Here is an 18,940-nt window from a genome sequence, read left to right on the forward strand (position 1 = left end):
CTTAAGCGGTCACCAGCAGAGAAAGTTGCTTCCCGCGCGGATCGCGGCCGCCTTCCTCGATCTCACGGTCCAGCAGGCGGGTCGGATAGTCGCCGGTGAAGTAGTGGTCGGTGAACTGCGGGCTCGCCGGATCGCGCGGCCCGGCGCCCAGGGCGTCGTACAGGCCGTCGATGGACAGGAAGCCGAGGGAATCGACCTCCAGCACCGCGCGCATCTCTTCCATGCTGTGGGTGGCGGCCATCAGTTGCGACCGCTCGGGCATGTCGATGCCGTAGAAGTCGGGATAGAGGATCTGCGGGCTGGCGGAGCGCAGGTGCACCTCCTTGGCGCCCGCCGCGCGCACGGCGCGGACCAGTTTCAGCGAGGTGGTGCCGCGCACGATGGAATCGTCGATCAGCACGACGCGCTTGCCTTCCAGGGCGGCGCGGTTGGGGCTGTGCTTCATCCGCACGCCCTTCTGACGGGCGCCCTGGCTGGGCTGGATGAAGGTGCGGCCCAGATAGTGGCTGCGTATGATGCCCATCTCATAGGGCAGGCCGCTTTCCTGAGCGTAGCCGAGGGCGGCGGGAACGCCGGAATCGGGCACCGGCACCACCACGTCGGCCTCGACCACGTGTTCGCGCGCCAGACGACGGCCCATCTCCTTGCGGACCTCATAGACGGCGCGGCCGTTCACGACCGAGTCGGGGCGGGCGAAATAGACGTATTCGAACAGGCAGGGACGGGCGGCGCGGGCGGCGAAGGGCTTGATCGAGGTCAGGCCGTCATCGTCGATGACCACGACCTCGCCGTGCTCGACATCGCGTACGAAGGTGGCGCCGATCAGGTCCAGCGCGCAGGTTTCGGACGCCAGCACCCAGGCCTCGCCGACCTTGCCCAGCACCAGCGGGCGGATGCCCAGCGGGTCGCGCGCGCCGATCAGCTTCAGCCGCGTCTGAGCGATCAGGGCGTAACCGCCCTCGATGCGGCTGAGGGCGTCGATGAAGCGGTCGACAATCTTGGCCTTCCGGCTGCGGGCGATCAGGTGGAGGATGGCCTCGGAGTCCGAGGTCGACTGGAAGATCGCGCCTTCCTGCACAAGTTGCGCGTGCAAGTATTTGAAATTGGTCAGGTTGCCATTGTGGGCGATGGCGATGCCGCCCTGGTCCAGATCGGCGAACATCGGCTGGATGTTGCGCAGGAAGCTGCCGCCTGCGGTCGAGTAACGGGTGTGCCCGATGGCGGCCGTGCCGGGCAGGCGCTTGCTCAGCTCGGCGTTGCCGAAGGCTTCCCCGACCAGACCCTGATGCCGCTCGGTATAGAAGAGTTCGTCGTGGACGCTGGCGATGCCGCACGCTTCCTGGCCGCGATGCTGCAGGGCGTGCAGGCCCAGGGCGACGATGGACGAGGCTTCGTTTTTCGGCGCCCCCCAGACCCCGCAGACGCCGCATTCCAGACGAAGCTGGTCGTCCTCCGGCTCACGCCAATGCTCACGGTGAACGACGGGTTCGGCGATATGGTGGCGCATCGTCAGGCTCCGATGACCGGGGGAAGATAACTCAATGGGCGGCGACGCGCACGTAGTCTGCGAATGCGTCGGGGGCAAGGCTTAAGGGGTGGAAAACCCTTCGCGGACGGAAGAACCGACCACGGGGGTGAGGGCGTCGGCGCCCTTTCCGAGGGTAGGCAAAACGATCTGTATGGCCCGCGCGGCGCCTTCGCTAACGGGGGCGGTCGCGGCCTCGGACAGCCAGCGCGGCGGATTGTCCTGCATGGCGCCCATAATGATCAGGTGGACCGCGCCGATCAGGGCCAGGGCGCGAACCAGACCGACGCCTAGGCCCAGCGTCTGGTCCAGCACGCCCAGCGCATGGCCGCGCGCGCCTTGAGAAATGGCTGAACCGATAAAGCGCAGGCCGAAATAGAGGAGGACGAAGACCAGACCCACGGCCAGCACAGACCCTGCCCAGTCGGGATCGACCAGAGAACGTCCGACCGGCGCCGTCCACGGCAGGGTGATCAGCGCCAGCAGCGCCGCCAGCAGGAAGCTGAACAGGGACGTGATCTCGCGCATGCCGCCACGGAACCATCCGGCGGCGCCCGAGGCCAGCAGGGCCAGGATCACGAAGACGTCGTAGCCGGTCACGCGCGCTGTGGGCCTCAAGAAGGATGGGGAACGCGCCTTAGTAGCGGTTCTGAGAGATTCGCTCGACCGCGTCGGTCAGGCGGGTGACGACGGTCAGGGCGACGTCGCCCTTCTTCACCTTGCCGTTGGCTTGTGGCGGGGCGAGGGCGCGCTCGAAGCCCAGCTTCTGGGCTTCGCGCAGGCGGGCCTCGGCGCGGCCGACGGCGCGGACCTCGCCGGACAGGCCGATCTCGCCGAAGACGACGCAGCCCTGCGGCAGAGGCATGTCGAGGGCGGAGGAGATCAGGGCGGCGGCGGCGGCCAGATCGGCGGCGGGTTCGTTGATCCGCATCCCCCCCGCGACGTTCAGATAGACGTCCTTGTCTCCGAACCCCAGACCGCAGCGCGCCTCCAACACCGCCAGCAGCATGGCCAGGCGGCCGGAGTCCCAGCCGACGACGGCGCGCCTTGGCGTGCCGTATGCAGAAGGGGCGACAAGGGCCTGTATTTCCACCAAAACAGGGCGCGACCCCTCGATGCCGGCGAAGACGGCGGCGCCGGGCGCCCGGTCCTTGCCTTCGCCCAGGAACAGGGCCGAGGGGTTGGGCACTTCGCGCAGGCCGGCGTCGCCCATCTCGAACACGCCGATCTCGTCGGTGGCGCCGAAACGGTTCTTGCCCGCGCGCAGGATGCGGAACGGATAGCCGCGCTCGCCCTCGAAGCTGAGCACGGCGTCGACCATGTGCTCGACCACGCGCGGCCCGGCGATCTGGCCGTCCTTGGTGACGTGGCCGACCAGGACGATGGCCGGGCCGCCGTTCTTGGCCAGCCGCACCAGTTCGGCGGCGCAGGCGCGCACCTGGGTAATGGAGCCGGGACCGGCGTCGTGCGCGTCGCTCCACAGCGTCTGGATGGAATCGATGATGACGATGTCGAACGGATCGCGCTTCAGCGTCGTCAGGATGTCGCGCAGCGCCGTGGCGGAGGCCAGCGACACCTCGGCGTCGGCCACGCCCATGCGCTTGGCGCGGGCGCGGATCTGCTCGATCGCTTCTTCGCCCGAGATATAGGCGACCTTGGCGCCGTTGCGGGCGGCCTTGGCCGTGACTTCCAGCAGCAGGGTCGACTTGCCGACGCCCGGGTCGCCGCCCAGCAGGATGGCCGAGCCGGGCACCACGCCGCCGCCGCAGACGCGGTCGAACTCGGTCACGCCGGTGACGATGCGCGGCGGCTCAGGCGTGTCGGATTGCAGCGTCTCGAACTGCACCCCACGCCCGCGCGCGGTCGAGGCGGGCTTCATGGCGCCCGGCGGGGCGGCCTTGGTTTCCTCGACCAGCGCATTCCACTCGCCGCAGGCCGAGCATTGCCCCGCCCATTTGGAATGAACCGCCCCGCAGGATTTGCAGACGAAGAGGAGAGAGTCGCGCGCCATGTGTCAGACCTAGCAGATCAGACGGGCGAGGGCAGGCGGGTTGGACCACGCTGCGTCCCAATTTGTCATAGGGCGACGGCGGGGTTGCGCTGGCGTCCACAGGGCCGTCATTCTGCCATGATACGGCCGTGATCCGACTCAACGCCTGGAAGGCAAATCGAATGACCCTGGAAAATCCCCCCGCCGTCGATCCGTCGCTTGTCGCGCGGGTCAAATACATCCTGACCCGGCCGAAGTTCGAATGGCCGGTGATCGACGCCGAGAGCGCCACCATCAAGGGGCTGTTCACGAACTACGCCGTCATCCTGGCGGCTATTCCCGCGGTGGCGACCGTGGTGGGCCAGATCGCCTTCGGTCATCGCGGTCTGGTCGGACCGCTGCTGGCGGGTGCGCTCAGCTATGTGCTGAGCCTGATCAGCGTCTACATCCTAGGCATGATCATCGACGCGCTGGCGCCGACCTTCGGCGGGACCAAGAACCCGGTGAAGGCGATGCAGGTCGCTGTCTATTCCATGACGCCTATGTGGGTGGCGGGCGTGCTGAACATCATCCCGACGCTGGGCTGGCTAGCCTTGCTGATCGGCCTTTACGGCTTCTACCTGATGTATCTGGGCCTGCCGGTGCTGATGAAGACGACGGTCGAGAAGGCGCTGGGCTACACCATCGTCGTCGTCGTGGCGGCCATCATCCTGTGGGCCATCGTCTGGTCGCTGATCGCGGCGGTGATCGCCAGCTTCGCCATCGTCGGCCTGGGCGCCGCCGCTTTCGCGCTGAGCTGAGTCAGAGAGAGGGCTGGGGCGGTGCGCCTCAGCCCTTGTAGACGCGCGGCACGCGCGGGGTGATCGAGGTCAGCAACTCATAGCTGATGGTCCCGGCCGCCGCAGCCGCGTCGTCGATCAGGCGGTTGGCGCCGTAGATCTCGACCGGATCGCCCGCCGTGACGTCCAGGCCGGTCACGTCGACGGCCAGCACGTCCATCGACACCCGGCCGATGATCGGCCGCATCTCGCCCGCGATGAAGACCTGTCCCCTGGGGCTGTAGGAGCGCAGCACGCCGTCGGCGTAGCCGGCGCCGCAGGTCGCCACGCGCATGGGCCTTTCCGCCTTGTAACCCTGCGAATAGCCGACCGTTTCGCCGGCCGGCACGTCGCGCACCTGCACCGCCTGGGCGATCAGGCTGGCGACGGGGGCGATCTTCTCGTGCGGGCGGCCTTCCGGCCCGCCGCCGTACAGGCAGATGCCCGGCCGCACCACGTCGAAGGCGAAGTCCGGTCCCAGGAAGCAGCCGCCCGAGTTGGCGAAGGAGCGCGTGACGCCAGGATAGCGCTGGACCGCCGCGGCGAAGGCGTCGCGCTGGACGCGGTTCAGCGGGTTCGACGGTTCGTCGGCGCAGGCCAGGTGGGTCATCACCAGTTCGAGGCCCTCGAACGGTTCAGGCGCGTCCTCGACGCGGAAGCCCAGCCGGTTCATGCCGGTGTCCAGTTGCAGGGCGCAGGCGCCGCCGCCCGCCGCCTGCCAGGTCTGAAGCTGGGTCGGGTGGTTGATGACGGGCCGCAGGTTCGAGGCCTTGAGCATGGCGGCCCCATCGCCGTGGCAACCGTCCAGAATGTAGATGACCGGCTCGGGCCCGATGGCCTCGCGCAGACGCACGCCCTCGGCCGCGCGGGCGACGAAGAAGGTGCGCGCGCCCTCGGCCATCAGTCGACGCGCCACGGCGGCGGCGTCCAAGCCGTAGCCGTCGGCCTTCACGACCGGATTGACGGGACGGCCGGTCACGGTTTCAAGCGTGCGATAGTTGCGGGCGAGCGCGTCCAGATCGACGTTGAGGACGGCGGGAGCAAGGGCGGGGGAGGTCATGAAAAGGGTTATAGGCCGCCGCTCAGGCGGCGCTACCGGGTTTTGCTCCAAGGCTTCCCCATCGTCATCCTCGGGCTTGACCCGAGGATCGGGCTGTCCGCCTGCGCGACATTGGAAAAGGCCGAGCGCGCCCTGCGCTCGATCCTCGGGTCAAGCCCGAGGATGACGGAGATTGGGGGGGCGAGATGGCGCGCGTAGGGGCGAGGGGCGACGCCTCGCCCTACTCCGGGATATCCGCATAGGCGCCGCCGTAGCGGCCGTCGTGGGCCAGGTTGCCGAAGCGGGTGGTGTTGGAATCGAACGCCAGCTTTACGATGCCGATGGGGCCGTGACGTTGCTTGCCGATGACCACCTCGGCCTGGTGCTGCAGGCGGTCCATGTCTTCCTGCCACTTCAGGTGTTCTTCGGTGCCTTCGCGCGGCTCGGCGCGGCCCAGGTAGTAGCTTTCGCGATAGACGAACATGACGCAGTCGGCGTCCTGCTCGATCGAGCCCGATTCCCGCAGGTCGGACAGTTGCGGCCGCTTGTCCTCGCGCTGCTCGACCTGACGCGACAGCTGCGACAGGGCGATGATGGGGACGTTCAGCTCCTTGGCCAGCGCCTTCAGGCCGCCGGTGATTTCGGAGACTTCCTGCACCCGGTTCTTCTGGCCGCCGCTGTCGCCAGTGGTGACGAGCTGGAGGTAGTCGACCACGATCAGGTCCAGACCGTTTTCCATCCGCTTCAGCCGGCGTGCGCGCGCCGCCAGCTTGGAGATGGACAGGCCGCCGGTGGCGTCGATGTAGAGCGGGCTTTCGCCGATCTCGATGGCGGCGTCGCGAATCTTGCCGAAGTCCGAGGCGTCGATCTCGCCCTTACGCAGCTTGTCCGAGGACACGCCCGACGCATCGGCCAGGATACGCATGGCCAGCTGTTCGGCGCTCATTTCCAGCGAGTAGAAGGCGACCACGCCGCCGTCCACGGTCTTGCGCCCGCCGTCCGGCGTCGGCTCCCAGCGATAGTTGCGCGCCACGTTGAAGGCGATGTTGGTCGCCAGCGCCGTCTTACCCATCGACGGACGGCCGGCGAGGATCAGGAGGTCGGAGGGGTGCAGGCCGCCCAGCTTCTGGTCCAGATCGTCCAGACGGGTGGCCAGGCCCGCCAGCTTGCCCTCGCGCTGATAGGCCTCGCCCGCCATTTCGACGGCGCCCGACAGCGCCTGCGAGAAGGACACGAAGCCCGACGACGGCTTGCCCGTCTCGGCCAGGGAATACAGCGTCTGTTCGGCCTGTTCGATTTGTTCGTCGGCGGGCGTCTCGGGGTTGGGCGCCTCCTTGATGATCTCGCCGCCGATGCGGATCAGCTCGCGGCGCAGGGCCAGATCATAGACGACGCGGGCGTAGTCGGGGGCGTTGGCCGCGGGCGGCGCACGGTCCACCAGGTCGGCGAGATAGCGCAGGCCGCCGAACTCCTGGAAAGCCGGGTCCTGCTTGAACCGCTCCATCAGGATAGTCGGCTCGGCCAGCAGGCCCTGCCGGATATGGTCCTCGATCGCGTCGAACAGGCGCTGGTGAAAGGGCTCGTAGAAATGGCTGCCGCGCAGTCGGTCCGACAGGCGCTCGAACACGGCGTTGTCGAACATCAGCGAGCCCAGCAGGGCCTGTTCCGCCTCCAGGTTGTGGGGCATGGACGACACCTGCACGGGGTCGTCGGCGGAATCATAGGGCAGGGGAGCGAAGGCGTTCATCGACATCATCAATAGCCATAGGCGCGCCCTGCGTCAGACACGGGCGCGGTCGTGGTCGTGGACAGTCGCCTGCGCCTGTGGACGGGCGCGGAAAACCACTGTCGGATCAGCGCGGGGGCGTCAGTTACGGCAGGGGTAGCGCTCGACCATCCAGTCGCGCACGGCCTGGGTCACGGTGACGCGACGCCGCGTCTCGGGCATGGTCTCGAAGCGGGCGACGAGCGTCTCAGGCGTAATGCCGGTGCCGGAGGCGGGGATGCAGTGGGCCGGGCGGCGCCCCGCCGAGACGGCCGAGGCCTGCTCGGCCTTCACCGTGCTGACGGCGCCGGTGACTTCGCGGATCAGGCGACGGGTGTCGGGCCGCATCATGGCCACGGCGCGGTTGCGCGGGATGTTCTGGCCGATGGTCATAAACTGCTGGACCGTCATGTCGGACGACTGGGCCTGGGCCGTGGGAGCGGCGGCGAACAGCGCCGCCGAAGCCAGCGGCGCGGCGATGAGGGCGGGAACGAAACGCGACATGAGGCGATAAATGCGCTCGCCGACGCCGCCGTGCAAGTGCGGGCGCCTGTCAGGCCGGGCAGGGATAACGTTCGCCCATCCATTCGCGGACGGCCTGATTGACGCTGATGTTGCGCCGCTGGGCGGGGATGGCGTTGAAGCGGGCCAGGATCTGCTCTGCCGACAGGCTGATCTTGCCTTCGGGGATGCAGGTCGCGGGGCGACGGCCGGCGGCCCTGGCGGCGGCCTGATCGTCGCGCACGGCCTTGAAGGCCCCGCCTATCTCATTCATCAGCCGCCGCGTGTCCGACCGCAGCAGGGCGGTCGGATTGCGCGGGATGCGGTTGGCCGAGGTCAGGAACTCCTGAACCGACATGGCGGCGGCGGCTCCCGGCAGGGCGGACAGAGCCAGGGCGGCGACGACGGCGAATGCAGCGGCTTTCATGGCTTTCCTCTCGAGGGACGGGGAAGCCTAACGTGCCGCTTGCGGCGGAACCATGCCCGTCGAACGCCGTCGTGCATTAAGTTTTTGTCAGGCGCGGCGGCGGCGATGCACGCCGCGCCCGACGAGACAGGCAGGCTCAAAGGCTGGAGGGGAAGCCTTCGGACGCGCGCTGTGCCGCGATCACCACTTCACCGCCAGTCGCCCGTAAACGAAGCGGCCGTTGAAGCCGTAGGGCGAGAAGTTGGAGAAGGGGAAGGCGCCGGTCGTGTTGTTCTCCCGCAGGCTCTGGCGCGGATACTGGTCCAGGATGTTGTCGGCGCCGATCGAGACGGTGACGCGATCATTGAAGCGGTAGCGGGCCTCGACATCCGCCACCAGGGCGTCGCCCAGTTGCAGGTCGGTGGCTTCGGTCGCGCCGGCGGCCAGAATGTCGCCATAGCCGGTCAGGCGGAAGGTGCCGCCCAGACGTTGCGCCTCCCAGTCCGTCTGGAAGACGACCTTCCATGGCGGCGTGCCTTCTTCAAAGCGGGTGACCGCCTGACGCCCGAACAGGGACGTCGGCGTCGGCAGGACGCCGGTCTGCGTCATCGGCGTCTTGGTCACCTTGAAGTCGTTGACGTTGCTCGCCAGGGTGAAGTCCAGGCGGTGACCGACCGAGGTTTCGGCGCGGTAGCGGGCCACGACGTCCAGGCCGGTCGTTTCGGTGTCGACCCCGTTGATGAAGAAGCGCGCCGCCGTGGCTCCATAGGGGGCCAGCAGGTCGAAGATGGTCTTGGCGTTGCTGCCCGGCGCGGCGGTGTTGCTGCCCGTCAGGGTCTCGGACAGGATGATCCGGTCGTCGATGTCGATGCGATAGGCGTCGGCCGTCAGCTCGAACGGGCCGTTACGCACGACGAAGCCCAGCGAATAGTTGACCGAGGTTTCGGCCTCCAGCGCCGTGCCGCCGAGCGCCAGACCGACGGGGCTGACCGACGGATAGGTGCCGGTCTCATAAGGAACGTTGTTGATATAGAGGACGGCGGTCTGGGTGTAATACTGCTGTTGCAGGCTGGGCGCGCGGAAGCCGGTCGAGACCGCGCCCCGGACGGCGAAGTGCGGGTTGAAGTCGTAGCGGCCCGCGATCTTGCCTGAGACGTTGTCGCCGAAGTCCGAATAGTTCTCGTAACGCAGGGCGCCGGACAGGGTCAGGTTCTCGATGACCTCGCCTTCCAGATCCAGATAGACGCCGACGTTGCTGCGGTCCTCGTCGATTTCATTGCTGGGCGTGAAGCCGGTGAAGCCGCGCGAGCCCCAGTTCAGCGTCGTGCCGCTCGCCGTCAGGACCGGGCCTCGGGCATAGGAGGCTTCTTCGCCCGCGCCGATCTTGTAGGTTTCGCGGCGCGCCTCCAGACCGAAGGCGACGTTCAGCGGACCGGCCCAGCCCAGATCGAACTGGCGCGCGGCGTCGGCGCCGAACACCAGCTGGCCGTATTCCAGCGAACCGGCGTCGAACGAGGTCTGGCCGTTGATCCCATAGGTCGGGTTCATGGTGTTTTCGGCGCCGAACTCGATCTTGTTCGAGCCGTAGCCCAGGTTGACGTCGATGGCCCAGCCGCCGGCTTCGCCGCGCAGACCGCCTGCAGCGGTCCAGTCGGTGGTGTCGGTCAGGATGTAGGGCAGATAGCCGTTCGGGTATTTGCGCCCCGAACCGTAGTCGGGGTTCTGGGCGTTGTCGGTCGGGGTGCGATAGAAGGCGGCCGCCGAGGCGTCGCGCTGCTGATACCCGGCCCAGCCATAGGCCTCCCAGCCGTTACCCAGCGGCAGGCCTGCATTCAGGTAAGCCGAAATATCCTCGACCGCCGCGTCGCCCTGACCGCCGGTGATCCGTCCGAGCGTCGGATTGATGTCGGAGCGGTTCGTGCTGTCGCGGTCGCGGTACTCCACCGAGGCGGTCAGGAAGCCGTCCTGGCCCAGGCCGAAGCCCTGCCAGGCCGAGACGGTGACGGTGTCGCCGTCGCGGATGTCGCCTTCGCGGCCGTAGAAGCCGGTGAAGTCGGTGACGTAGGAGCCGTAGGTCACGCTGGCGCCGCCGCCTTCGCGGGCTTCGCGCAGGCGCAGGTTGATGACCCCGGCGATGGCGTCAGAGCCGTATTGGGCCGCCGCGCCGTCGCGCAGGACCTCGATACGCTCGATAGCCGTGGACGGAATGGCGTTGAGATCGACGGCGGACGAGCCGCGCCCGACCGAGCCGTTCAGGTTGACCAGGGCGGTCTGATGGCGGCGCAGGCCGTTGACCAGAACCAGGGTCTGGTCGGGGCCCTGACCGCGCAGGGTGGCCGGGCGGATGGAGTCCGTGCCGTCGGTCGCCGACGGGCGGGGGAAGTTCAGGGCCGGGACCGTCGCCGCCAACTGGGCCGCCAGTTCGGTCGTGCCGCGCTGTTCCAGCGCCTCGGCGGTGACCACATCGACGGGGGCGACCGTGTCCAGGCGGGTGCGGTTGGCGACGCGGGTGCCGGTGACGACGATGTCGTCCACTGAGGTGGCGTTGTCGGGCGTGGTCTGGGCCTGGGCGGCGCCGGCGATCAGGAGGGCGGCGCTGGACGCGGCGGCCAGAAGGGCGGGGGGGCGGAACGATGCGATGGTCATGGGAGAGATCAGCTTTTCTGGTTGGACGCGGGGAAAGCGCCGCATACTGAAAGCGCGACGGTCCAAGCCTGCGTCGGTAAGGCTAACGAGAAGTTTCCGAGGGCCGAAATCAGTCACAATCGCGACAGGGAGCGGCCTGCGAACGCGGCTCCCGGGGTCGGGCAGGGCTGGACTGAAGGCATGGCGGCTCCGGCGCGTCGAATGTGGCGAGGCGCGGCGATACTGCGGCGCGAAGACGGCGTGCGGTATCGAGATTACTTCACGGCTTAGTTAGAAAAGCTAAGGGTAGGCGACGGCCCCGTCCTGTCGGCAGGGCAGGGCCCGGGCAAAGAAAAAGGGGCGCTTCCTTGCGGAAGCGCCCCTGGATCATCTCGCCGAAGCGACAGGATCAGGCTTCGTCGCCGAAGCCTTCCTGTTGGCCGGCGCCGCCTTCCAGCAGCTCCTGAGCGGCCTGATCAGCAGCTTGACGCTCGTCGTCGAACTGGCTGCGGATCACGTCCTCGCCCTTGGCCTGACGCTCGGCTTCGTCGGCCGAACGGGCGATGTTGATCTTGACGGTGGCCGAGACCTCGGGGTGCAGGCGGACCAGCACCTCGTGGACGCCCAGCGTCTTGATCGCCGTGTTCAGCACGACCTGCGAACGCTCGACCTTGCCGCCTTCGGCGCGAACGGCCTCAGCGACGTCGCGGCCGGCGACCGAGCCGTACAGCTGGCCGGTTTCGCCAGCCTGACGGATCATGACGTAGCTCTGACCGTCGATCTTGTCGGCGATCTTCTGAGCGTCCGCCTTGTTCTTCTCGTTGCGCTGCTCGATGGCGACGCGCTCGATTTCGAAGGCCTTCAGGTTGGCTTCGGTGGCGCGACGAGCCTTGTCGCGCGGCAGAAGGTAGTTACGGGCGAAGCCGTCCTTGACGGTGACGACGTCGCCGATGGCGCCGAGGTTCTCGACGCGTTCCAGCAGAACGACCTTCATCTTACTTCACCACGTACGGCAGGAGGGCCAGGTAGCGGGCGCGCTTGATGGCCTTGGCCAGTTCGCGTTGCTTCTTGGCGGAAACGGCGGTGATGCGCGAGGGCACGATCTTGCCGCGTTCGGAGACGTAACGCTGCAGCAGCTTCACGTCCTTGTAGTCGATCTTCGGCGCGTTGGCGCCCGAGAACGGGCACACCTTGCGGCGACGATAGAAGGGGCGACGGGCCGGGCCGGAGCCGGCCGGAGCGCCCGGGATGGGGGCAGTCGTATCGGTCATGATCCGGTTCCTTATTCCGAAGCCGCGGCGTCTTCGCCGCGCGGGGCGCTGCGGTCACGCTCGCGTTCGCGGCGAGCCAGCAGGGGCGACAGCTCCAGGTCGAGTTCCTCGACGCGGATGGTCAGCCAGCGCAGCACGTCTTCGTTGATCGACAGCTGGCGCTCGACTTCGGCCATGGCGGCCGGCGGGCAGTCGACGGCCATCAGCGAATAGTGAGCCTTGCGGTTCTTCTTGACCCGGTAGGTCAGGTTGCGCAGACCCCAGTACTCGATCTTGGCGACGGAGCCGCCGCCCTCTTCGATCAGAGCCTTGATGGTGTCGTTCAGCGCTTCGGCCTGTTGCGCCGAGATATCCTGGCGCGTCATGACCGTGTGCTCGTAAAGAGCCATGCGGTATTCTCCCTTGGCGGACATCGGCGCGAGCGAACCGGGGAGTTCGTCCACGATGGCTCCTGATGCGGCGGACGGGAGTTTCCCGGCCCTTTGACGTTCCGCAGCAGGACCGAAGCCCTGGAAAGGGCGCGCCTATACGGGAAAACTTGTGAAAGGGCAAGGCGCGGGCGCGGCGAGCGGCGCGTCCGTCCGCCCTTCTTCTTGCCGTAGGGGAGGGATTCGCCTACCCCTCGCGGCTTGATTCAACGGATGACGGACGATCCCGGATGAGCCTCGCGCTTCTCTTTCCCGGTCAGGGCAGCCAGTCGGTGGGCATGGGCGTCGCCCTGTCGGAGGCCTTCGCCAGCGCGCGCGAGGTCTTCGCCGAGGTGGATGACGCCCTGAACCAGAAGCTGTTCGAGCTGATGCGCGAAGGGCCGGACGATCAGCTGACCCTGACCGAGAACGCCCAGCCGGCCCTGATGGCCGTGTCGGTCGCTACGGCGCGCGTGCTGAAGGTCGAGTTCGGCGTCGACGTGGGGCGCGCCGCCTTCGTCGCCGGTCACTCGCTGGGCGAATATTCGGCCCTGGCGGCGGCGGGCGCGATCAGCCTGTCGGACACCGCCCGCCTGCTGAAGCTGCGCGGCCAGGCCATGCAGCGCGCCGTGCCGGTAGGCAAGGGCGCGATGGCCTCGCTGATCGGCCCCAAGACCGACCTGGCGCTGGCTGAAGAAGCCGCCAAGGCCGGTTCGGCCGCTGGCGTTTGCGTCGTCGCCAACGACAACAACAAGGGCAACGTCGTCATCTCGGGCGACAAGGCCGCCGTGGATCTGGCCATCGAGAAGGCCAAGGAACTGGGCGCGCGCGCCATTCCGCTGAACGTCTCGGCGCCGTTCCACTGCCCGCTGATGCAGCCTGCAGCGGACGAGATGGCTGCCGCCCTGGCGGACGCGAAGATCGTGGCGCCCGTCGTGCCTGTGGTCGCCAACGTCACCGCTCGCCCGGAAACTGACGCCGAGGTCATCCGCCGCCTGCTGGTCGAGCAGGTCACGGGCCGCGTGCGCTGGCGCGAGAGCATGGAGTGGATGGCGTCTGAAGGCGGCGTGACCCGCTTCGTCGAGGTCGGCTCGGGCAAGGTGCTGACCGGCATGGCCAAGCGCATCGCTCCTGACGCCGAGGCCCTGGCGCTGAACACGGCCGAAGAGCTGGAAGCCTTCGCGAAATCCATCTGAAGCCGCTCTTCCCCGCGGAGGCGGGACCCAGTTCTTTGGGAACGAGATGCGGCGCTTGAAGCTAAAGCCTAGGTCCCCGCCTCCGCGGGGATGAGCGGAGATTTCAATGTTCAATCTTTCAGGAAAGACCGCCCTCGTGACTGGCGCGACCGGCGGCATCGGCGGGGCCATCGCCCGCGCCCTGCACGCGCAAGGCGCGACCGTCGTCCTGTCGGGCACGCGTGAAGCCGTGCTGGCTGATCTGGCCAAGGAGCTGGGCGAGCGCGCCTTCTTCGCCGCCGCCAACCTGTCGGACGCGGAATCGGTCGACGGTCTGGTCGCGCGCGCCGAGGAAGCCGCCGGCGCGCCGCTGGACATCCTGGTCGCCAACGCGGGCATCACCAAGGACGGCCTGCTGATGCGGATGAAGGACGAGGACTTCCAGTCCGTCATCCAGATCAACCTCGAAAGCTATTTCCGCCTGACCCGCGCGGCGGTGAAGGGGATGATGAAGCGCCGTTCGGGCCGCATCATCGGCATCACCTCGGTGGTCGGCGTCACCGGCAACCCCGGTCAGACCAACTATTGCGCCTCCAAGGCCGGGATGATCGGCTTTTCCAAGTCGCTGGCCCAGGAAGTCGGCTCGCGCGGGATCACGGTCAACTGCATCGCGCCGGGCTTCATCGCTTCGCCGATGACCGACGTGCTGAACGACCAGCAGCGCGAAGCCATCCTGACCAAGATTCCGGCCGGGCGCCTGGGCGAAGGCGACGAAATCGCCTCGGCCGCCGTCTATCTGGCGTCGGATGAAGCGGGCTATGTGACGGGCCAGACGCTGCACGTTAACGGCGGCATGGCGATGATTTGATCGCAGCGTGAAGTGTCATCACGACGCGCAACAGACTATTTCCACTTCCGCACCCTGTGCTAAAGGGCACGGACGTCTTTCGGGGGTGAGTCTCATTGAGGCTTGATCCCGGCAGGCAGCCGTGACACGGCGAAACAACCCACGACCCGCCATCACGGCGATTTCAAACAGGCAAGAGAGACACTCATGTCCGACACCCTCGAACGCGTCCGCAAGATCGTGATCGACCACCTGGACGCCGATCCGGACAAGGTCACCGAGAAGGCTTCCTTCATCGACGACCTGGGCGCTGACTCGCTCGACAACGTCGAACTGGTCATGGCCTTCGAAGAAGAATTCGACGTCGAAATCCCGGATGACGCCGCTGAGCACATCCAGACCGTCGGCGACGCGGTGAAGTTCATCGACGAGAAGCTGGCCGCCTGATCCGGCTGCGATTCGTCGCACTTACCAGCTGATGGCCGCCGTGACGGACCCCTAGCGGGACCGTCCGGCGGCCATTAGTGTTTCTGGTTACGATTCTGACCAAGAAGGAGCGCGAACCATGCGCCGCGTCGTCATCACGGGCCTCGGCCTGGTCACGCCTCTGGGCACGGGCGTCGAGCACGTCTGGAAGGGCATTCTTGAAGGCCGCTCGGGCATCCGTCCGATCACCGCCTTCGACACCGAGGGCTACGGCTGCACCATCGCGGGCGAGGTGCCCAGCGTCGACGGGCGCGGCGGCGGCGAGGCGGGCCAGCCCGGCGTCTTTGATCCTGATCAGGTGATGTCCGCCAAGGACCGCAAGCGCGTCGACGACTTCATCCTGTACGCCATCGCCGCCGCCGACGAGGCGTTGGCCGATGCGAACTGGAAGCCGGAAACGGAAGACGACAAGGAAGCGACCGGCGTCATGGTCGGTTCGGGCATCGGCGGCCTGGGTCCCATCGCCGACACGGCCATCATCCTGAAGGAACAGGGCGTCCGCCGCGTCAGCCCCTTCTTCATCCCCTCGGCCCTGATCAACCTGGCGTCGGGCCAGATTTCGATCCGCCACGGCCTGAAGGGACCGAACCACTCGGTCGTCACCGCCTGCGCCACCGGCGCCCACGCCATCGGCGACGCGGCCCGGATGATCGCCCTGGGCGACGCGGCCGTCATGGTGGCGGGCGGGGCCGAGAGCTCGGTCGTGCCGATCGGCATCGCCGGCTTCCTGGCCTGCAAGGCCCTTTGCACCGCCTATAACGACACGCCGGAGAAGGCCTCGCGGCCCTATGACCGGGGTCATGCGGGCTTCGTCATGGGCGAGGGGGCAGGCGTCATGGTTCTGGAGGAATACGAACACGCCAAGGCGCGCGGCGCCAAGATCTACGCCGAGGTCGTCGGCTACGGCATGAGCGGCGACGCCTATCACATCACCGCCCCGTCGGAAGACGGCGACGGCGGCCTGCGGGCCATGAAGGCGGCGCTGAAGCGGGCCGGGATGCAGCCGTCCGACCTGGACTACGTCAACGCCCACGGCACCTCGACCATGGCCGACTGGATCGAGCTGAAGGCCGTCGAGCGGCTGGTCGGCGACCACGCCAAGGACCTGGCCGTGTCTTCGACCAAGTCGATGACGGGGCACCTGCTGGGCGCCGCCGGGGCGATCGAGAGCATCTTCTCGGTCCTGGCCATCCGCGACCAGATGGCGCCGCCGACCATCAACCTGGACGATCCGGAGATGGAGACGCCGATCGACCTGGTCCCGCACAAGGGCAAGGCCAGGAAGATCGATGTCGCCATGTCCAACAGCTTCGGCTTCGGCGGCACCAACGCCTCTGTGATCTTCAAGAAGGTCGACTGACTTGGCCAAGGCTCCGTCCCGCCGCACCCCCAAGGTTCGCATTCCCAAGTCGCGCGTTCCGAAAAAGGGAAGCGGGGGCGGAGGCGGTCGTTCCGGCTCCAAGACAGGATTGGGCGTCGGCCTGATCACCGCCGCCGGGACGCTGGGCTTGTTTCTGGTCGCGGCGCTGGTGGCGTTCTGGGCCATCTACTGGGGGCCGGGACCGAGGGCGGCGCAAGGGGAGGCGACTATCGTCACCCTGCCGTCCGGGGCGGGCGTTCCGGCCATTGCGGCGAATCTGAAATCGGCGGGGGTGATCCGCTCGACCGACCTGTTTCGTGCGGCGATCAGCCTGACCGGCGCCGACCGCAAAATCCGTGCGGGCGAATATGAGGTGCCGTCGGGCGCCTCTCTGGCGACGGTGGTGGGCCTGCTGGTCGATGGAAAATCGGTGCGCCACTACGTGACCCTGCCCGAGGGCTGGTCCAGCGCCCAGGCGGTCGACATCCTGATGAAGCAGCCGGTCCTGACCGGCGAGGTCGAGGTTCCGCCCGAGGGCAGCCTGTGGCCCGAGACCTATGAAGTCACGCGCGGCGAAACCCGCGCCGCCGTGGTCGCCCGGATGCAGCGCGCCGCCAAGACCAAGCTGGAGACCCTGTGGGCCGCCCGCTCGCCCGCCACGGTGGTGACGACGCCCGAAGAGGCGGTCATTCTGGCCTCCATCGTCGAGAAGGAGACGGGCATCGCCTCCGAACGGCCCCAGGTGGCGGCCGTCTTCACCAACCGGCTGCGGCTGGGGATGCGGCTGGAGAGCGACCCGACCATCGTTTACGGCGTGACCAAGGGGCGGCCGCTGGGGCGCGGCATCCTGCTGTCGGAGCTGCGTAAGCCGACGCCGTGGAACACCTATCTGATCGACGGCCTGCCGCCGACGCCCATCGCCAATCCGGGCGAAGAGGCGCTGAAGGCCGTGCTGAACCCGCCGCGTTCGGAATACATCTTCTTCGTCGCCGACGGCACGGGCGGCCACGTCTTCGCCCGCACCTATCAGGAGCATCTGCTGAACGTGGCCCGCTGGCGCGAGATCGAGCGCCGCAAGGCCGGCCTGGCTCCGGGCCAAGGCGCGCCGGAAACCTCGCCCGCGCCGATGACGGACGAGGCCGCGCCGGCCATCGCCATCCCGCCCGGCGCCAAGATCATTCGCGTGCCGACGGAGGCCGGACGATGAGCGGAAGTCATATCTGCGGCATGACCGGCTTCGGCCGGGCCGACGGCGGGCTGGACGGCTGGACCTGGACGGTCGAGGCGCGTTCGGTCAACGGGCGGTCGCTGGAGACGCGCTTTCGCGGGCCCGGCGGCTTTGACAATCTGGAGCGGCTGGCAAAGGCGGCGGCGCAGGCGCGCCTGAACCGGGGCCAGGTGACGCTGGGCCTGCAGGCCAAGCGAGCCGAGGGGTTCGAGCCCGCGCCGCGCGTCAATGAGGCGGTGCTGGCGACCTATCTGCGGCTGGCCAACCAGTTGGCGCAGGAGGGGGCCACTGCGCCCTCCGCTGACGGCCTGCTGGCCCTGCGCGGGGTCATCGAGGTCGCCGAAGAGGATGAGGACGCGGAAGGCCGCGCCGCCTTGGAAAGCTCCATGGCCGCCACCGTCGAGCAGGCGCTGGATGCGCTGAAAGCGTCGCGCCAGCGCGAGGGCGAGCAGTTGGCGCCGGTGATCCACGACTTCGTCGGGACCATCGAGGCCCTGGTCGCGCGCGCCGAGCTTGAGGCGTCGGCTCAGGTCGAGGCCATCCGCGACCGCTTCACCCGCCGGATCAGCGAACTGGCGCCCGACGCGCCGGGCCTGGACGAGCGGGTCTTCCTCGAGGCCGCGGCGCTGGCGACCAAGGCCGACGTGCGCGAGGAACTGGACCGGCTGACGGCCCACGTCGCCTCGGCCCGCGCACTGTTGCAGCAACCCCCCGCCGGTCGAAAACTCGACTTCCTGATGCAGGAATTCATGCGTGAGGCGAACACCCTCTGTTCGAAATCCGCTACGACCGCGCTCACTGGAATCGGCCTGGAGTTGAAGGCCGTCGTCGAACAGCTTCGAGAACAAGTTCAGAATGTCGAATAACCGCACTCCCCGCCGTGGCGTCCTATTGATCGTGGCCAGCCCGTCGGGGGCCGGAAAGACCTCGCTGTGCCGCCGCCTGATGGCTGACCACAAGGGGCTGGAGCTGTCGGTCTCCATGACGACCCGCGACATCCGTCCGGGCGAGGTGGACGGGCGCGACTACAACTTCGTCTCCGCCGAGGAATTCCAGCGTCTGATCGACGCCGACGCCTTCCTGGAATGGGCCGATGTGCACGGCAACCGCTACGGCAGCCCCAGCGCCCCCGTCGAGCGCGCGCTGGCCGAAGGCCGCGACGTCCTGTTCGACATCGACTGGCAGGGCGCCCGCGACGTGGCCGCCAAATGCCCCGGCGACGCCGTGCGGGTCTTCATCCTGCCGCCCAGCCTTGAGGAACTGCGCCGCCGTCTGGTGACGCGCTCTCAGGACGCCGAGGACGTGATCGAGCGCCGCGTCGCCAACGCCAAGGGCGAGATCGAGCACTGCGACGAGTTCGACTATGTGCTGGTCAATGAGGACTTTGATCGGTCCTACGCCGAGCTGGCCCACATCTACCACGCCGAGCGCAGCTGCCGCCGCCGCAACCTGTGGGTCGACGGCTATAAGGCGGCGCTGTTGAAGGAAGTGGTCTGA

General features: G+C 67.8%; 19 protein-coding genes. 8 read left to right on the forward strand and 11 right to left on the reverse strand.

The annotated features are described in order from the left end of the window. Nucleotide 1: 1 nt before the first annotated feature. From purF to radA, 3 genes are all read right to left on the reverse strand, one after another. Nucleotides 2-1,507, reverse strand: coding sequence for an amidophosphoribosyltransferase (gene purF, locus PIB44_RS06800; protein WP_278070837.1), 1,506 nt, complete (start codon nucleotides 1,505-1,507; stop codon nucleotides 2-4). An 81-nt stretch (nucleotides 1,508-1,588) separates the two neighbouring features. After that, entirely contained in the window at nucleotides 1,589-2,125 is a 537-nt protein-coding gene (locus PIB44_RS06805; RefSeq protein ID WP_278070838.1) for a CvpA family protein, read from the reverse strand. Nucleotides 2,126-2,162: 37 nt separating this feature from the next. Then, a complete protein-coding gene (radA, locus tag PIB44_RS06810; protein WP_025976698.1) occupies nucleotides 2,163-3,536 on the reverse strand; it encodes a DNA repair protein RadA in 1,374 nt (457 codons plus the stop codon). A 161-nt stretch (nucleotides 3,537-3,697) separates the two neighbouring features. Here radA and PIB44_RS06815 point away from each other — a divergent pair, with 161 nt between their 5' ends. Beyond that, nucleotides 3,698-4,315 (forward strand): Yip1 family protein, encoded by a 618-nt coding sequence (locus tag PIB44_RS06815; protein ID WP_278070839.1) that lies wholly within the window; start codon nucleotides 3,698-3,700, stop codon nucleotides 4,313-4,315. A gap of 28 nt (nucleotides 4,316-4,343) precedes the next feature. Here PIB44_RS06815 and alr read toward each other — a convergent pair whose 3' ends face one another. The 8 genes from alr to rpsF all read right to left on the reverse strand — a co-directional run bounded on the left by alr (nucleotide 4,344) and on the right by rpsF (nucleotide 12,329). After that, complete coding sequence (gene alr, locus PIB44_RS06820; protein ID WP_278070840.1) at nucleotides 4,344-5,393, reverse strand: alanine racemase; 1,050 nt, start codon at nucleotides 5,391-5,393, stop codon at nucleotides 4,344-4,346. 220 nt (nucleotides 5,394-5,613) lie between these two features. Then, nucleotides 5,614-7,119, reverse strand: a complete 1,506-nt coding sequence (locus tag PIB44_RS06825) for a replicative DNA helicase (RefSeq protein ID WP_278070841.1) — start codon at nucleotides 7,117-7,119, stop codon at nucleotides 5,614-5,616. Between the two features lie 120 nt (nucleotides 7,120-7,239). Next, the gene (locus PIB44_RS06830; protein ID WP_278070842.1) at nucleotides 7,240-7,641 is read right to left on the reverse strand and encodes a hypothetical protein; all 402 of its coding nucleotides are present in this window, start codon (nucleotides 7,639-7,641) and stop codon (nucleotides 7,240-7,242) included. A 49-nt stretch (nucleotides 7,642-7,690) separates the two neighbouring features. Next, nucleotides 7,691-8,065 carry a hypothetical protein gene (locus tag PIB44_RS06835; RefSeq protein WP_025976703.1) on the reverse strand — a complete coding sequence of 125 codons (375 nt, stop codon included), beginning with the start codon at nucleotides 8,063-8,065 and terminating at the stop codon, nucleotides 7,691-7,693. A 180-nt stretch (nucleotides 8,066-8,245) separates the two neighbouring features. Further along, a complete protein-coding gene (locus PIB44_RS06840) occupies nucleotides 8,246-10,690 on the reverse strand; it encodes a TonB-dependent receptor plug domain-containing protein (RefSeq protein ID WP_278070843.1) in 2,445 nt (814 codons plus the stop codon). Between the two features lie 388 nt (nucleotides 10,691-11,078). Beyond that, the gene (gene rplI / locus PIB44_RS06845) at nucleotides 11,079-11,663 is read right to left on the reverse strand and encodes a 50S ribosomal protein L9 (RefSeq protein ID WP_025976705.1); all 585 of its coding nucleotides are present in this window, start codon (nucleotides 11,661-11,663) and stop codon (nucleotides 11,079-11,081) included. A 1-nt stretch (nucleotide 11,664) separates the two neighbouring features. Then, the gene (rpsR, locus tag PIB44_RS06850) at nucleotides 11,665-11,940 is read right to left on the reverse strand and encodes a 30S ribosomal protein S18 (protein WP_003167100.1); all 276 of its coding nucleotides are present in this window, start codon (nucleotides 11,938-11,940) and stop codon (nucleotides 11,665-11,667) included. A gap of 11 nt (nucleotides 11,941-11,951) precedes the next feature. Next, the gene (gene rpsF, locus PIB44_RS06855) at nucleotides 11,952-12,329 is read right to left on the reverse strand and encodes a 30S ribosomal protein S6 (RefSeq protein WP_024353035.1); all 378 of its coding nucleotides are present in this window, start codon (nucleotides 12,327-12,329) and stop codon (nucleotides 11,952-11,954) included. Nucleotides 12,330-12,598: 269 nt separating this feature from the next. On the opposite strand from rpsF, the gene fabD reads away from it, so the two are divergent. From fabD to gmk, 7 genes are all read left to right on the forward strand, one after another. Further along, nucleotides 12,599-13,543: an ACP S-malonyltransferase gene (gene fabD / locus PIB44_RS06860; protein WP_278070844.1), complete on the forward strand. Its 945-nt coding sequence runs from the start codon at nucleotides 12,599-12,601 to the stop codon at nucleotides 13,541-13,543. A gap of 106 nt (nucleotides 13,544-13,649) precedes the next feature. After that, nucleotides 13,650-14,390, forward strand: coding sequence for a 3-oxoacyl-[acyl-carrier-protein] reductase (fabG, locus tag PIB44_RS06865; RefSeq protein WP_025976707.1), 741 nt, complete (start codon nucleotides 13,650-13,652; stop codon nucleotides 14,388-14,390). Nucleotides 14,391-14,576: 186 nt separating this feature from the next. Further along, complete coding sequence (locus PIB44_RS06870) at nucleotides 14,577-14,816, forward strand: acyl carrier protein (RefSeq protein WP_003165440.1); 240 nt, start codon at nucleotides 14,577-14,579, stop codon at nucleotides 14,814-14,816. 118 nt (nucleotides 14,817-14,934) lie between these two features. After that, the gene (gene fabF, locus PIB44_RS06875) at nucleotides 14,935-16,215 is read left to right on the forward strand and encodes a beta-ketoacyl-ACP synthase II (RefSeq protein ID WP_278070845.1); all 1,281 of its coding nucleotides are present in this window, start codon (nucleotides 14,935-14,937) and stop codon (nucleotides 16,213-16,215) included. A 1-nt stretch (nucleotide 16,216) separates the two neighbouring features. Continuing rightward, complete coding sequence (gene mltG / locus PIB44_RS06880; protein WP_278070846.1) at nucleotides 16,217-17,422, forward strand: endolytic transglycosylase MltG; 1,206 nt, start codon at nucleotides 16,217-16,219, stop codon at nucleotides 17,420-17,422. Then, nucleotides 17,419-18,309, forward strand: coding sequence for a YicC/YloC family endoribonuclease (locus PIB44_RS06885; protein ID WP_278070847.1), 891 nt, complete (start codon nucleotides 17,419-17,421; stop codon nucleotides 18,307-18,309). Before mltG ends, PIB44_RS06885 begins: the two co-directional genes overlap by 4 nt. Next, on the forward strand, nucleotides 18,299-18,940 hold the full coding sequence (gmk, locus tag PIB44_RS06890) for a guanylate kinase (RefSeq protein WP_025976711.1): 642 nt from the start codon (nucleotides 18,299-18,301) through the stop codon (nucleotides 18,938-18,940). Before PIB44_RS06885 ends, gmk begins: the two co-directional genes overlap by 11 nt.

This window comes from Brevundimonas sanguinis (assembly GCF_029636725.1).
GTDB lineage: Bacteria > Pseudomonadota > Alphaproteobacteria > Caulobacterales > Caulobacteraceae > Brevundimonas > Brevundimonas sanguinis.

Bases quoted from the DNA above. Each gene is read 5' to 3' on its own strand.
- rpsF (WP_024353035.1), bottom strand. From the start codon at position 12,329: ATGGCTCTTTACGAGCACACGGTCATGACGCGCCAGGATATCTCGGCG.
- fabD (WP_278070844.1), top strand. From the start codon at position 12,599: ATGAGCCTCGCGCTTCTCTTTCCCGGTCAGGGCAGCCAGTCGGTGGGC.
- rplI (WP_025976705.1), bottom strand. From the start codon at position 11,663: ATGAAGGTCGTTCTGCTGGAACGCGTCGAGAACCTCGGCGCCATCGGC.
- radA (WP_025976698.1), bottom strand. From the start codon at position 3,536: ATGGCGCGCGACTCTCTCCTCTTCGTCTGCAAATCCTGCGGGGCGGTT.
- PIB44_RS06815 (WP_278070839.1), top strand. From the start codon at position 3,698: ATGACCCTGGAAAATCCCCCCGCCGTCGATCCGTCGCTTGTCGCGCGG.
- rpsR (WP_003167100.1), bottom strand. From the start codon at position 11,940: ATGACCGATACGACTGCCCCCATCCCGGGCGCTCCGGCCGGCTCCGGC.
- purF (WP_278070837.1), bottom strand. From the start codon at position 1,507: ATGCGCCACCATATCGCCGAACCCGTCGTTCACCGTGAGCATTGGCGT.
- alr (WP_278070840.1), bottom strand. From the start codon at position 5,393: ATGACCTCCCCCGCCCTTGCTCCCGCCGTCCTCAACGTCGATCTGGAC.
- PIB44_RS06840 (WP_278070843.1), bottom strand. From the start codon at position 10,690: ATGACCATCGCATCGTTCCGCCCCCCCGCCCTTCTGGCCGCCGCGTCC.
- PIB44_RS06835 (WP_025976703.1), bottom strand. From the start codon at position 8,065: ATGAAAGCCGCTGCATTCGCCGTCGTCGCCGCCCTGGCTCTGTCCGCC.
- gmk (WP_025976711.1), top strand. From the start codon at position 18,299: ATGTCGAATAACCGCACTCCCCGCCGTGGCGTCCTATTGATCGTGGCC.
- fabG (WP_025976707.1), top strand. From the start codon at position 13,650: ATGTTCAATCTTTCAGGAAAGACCGCCCTCGTGACTGGCGCGACCGGC.
- PIB44_RS06825 (WP_278070841.1), bottom strand. From the start codon at position 7,119: ATGAACGCCTTCGCTCCCCTGCCCTATGATTCCGCCGACGACCCCGTG.
- fabF (WP_278070845.1), top strand. From the start codon at position 14,935: ATGCGCCGCGTCGTCATCACGGGCCTCGGCCTGGTCACGCCTCTGGGC.
- PIB44_RS06870 (WP_003165440.1), top strand. From the start codon at position 14,577: ATGTCCGACACCCTCGAACGCGTCCGCAAGATCGTGATCGACCACCTG.
- PIB44_RS06830 (WP_278070842.1), bottom strand. From the start codon at position 7,641: ATGTCGCGTTTCGTTCCCGCCCTCATCGCCGCGCCGCTGGCTTCGGCG.
- PIB44_RS06885 (WP_278070847.1), top strand. From the start codon at position 17,419: ATGAGCGGAAGTCATATCTGCGGCATGACCGGCTTCGGCCGGGCCGAC.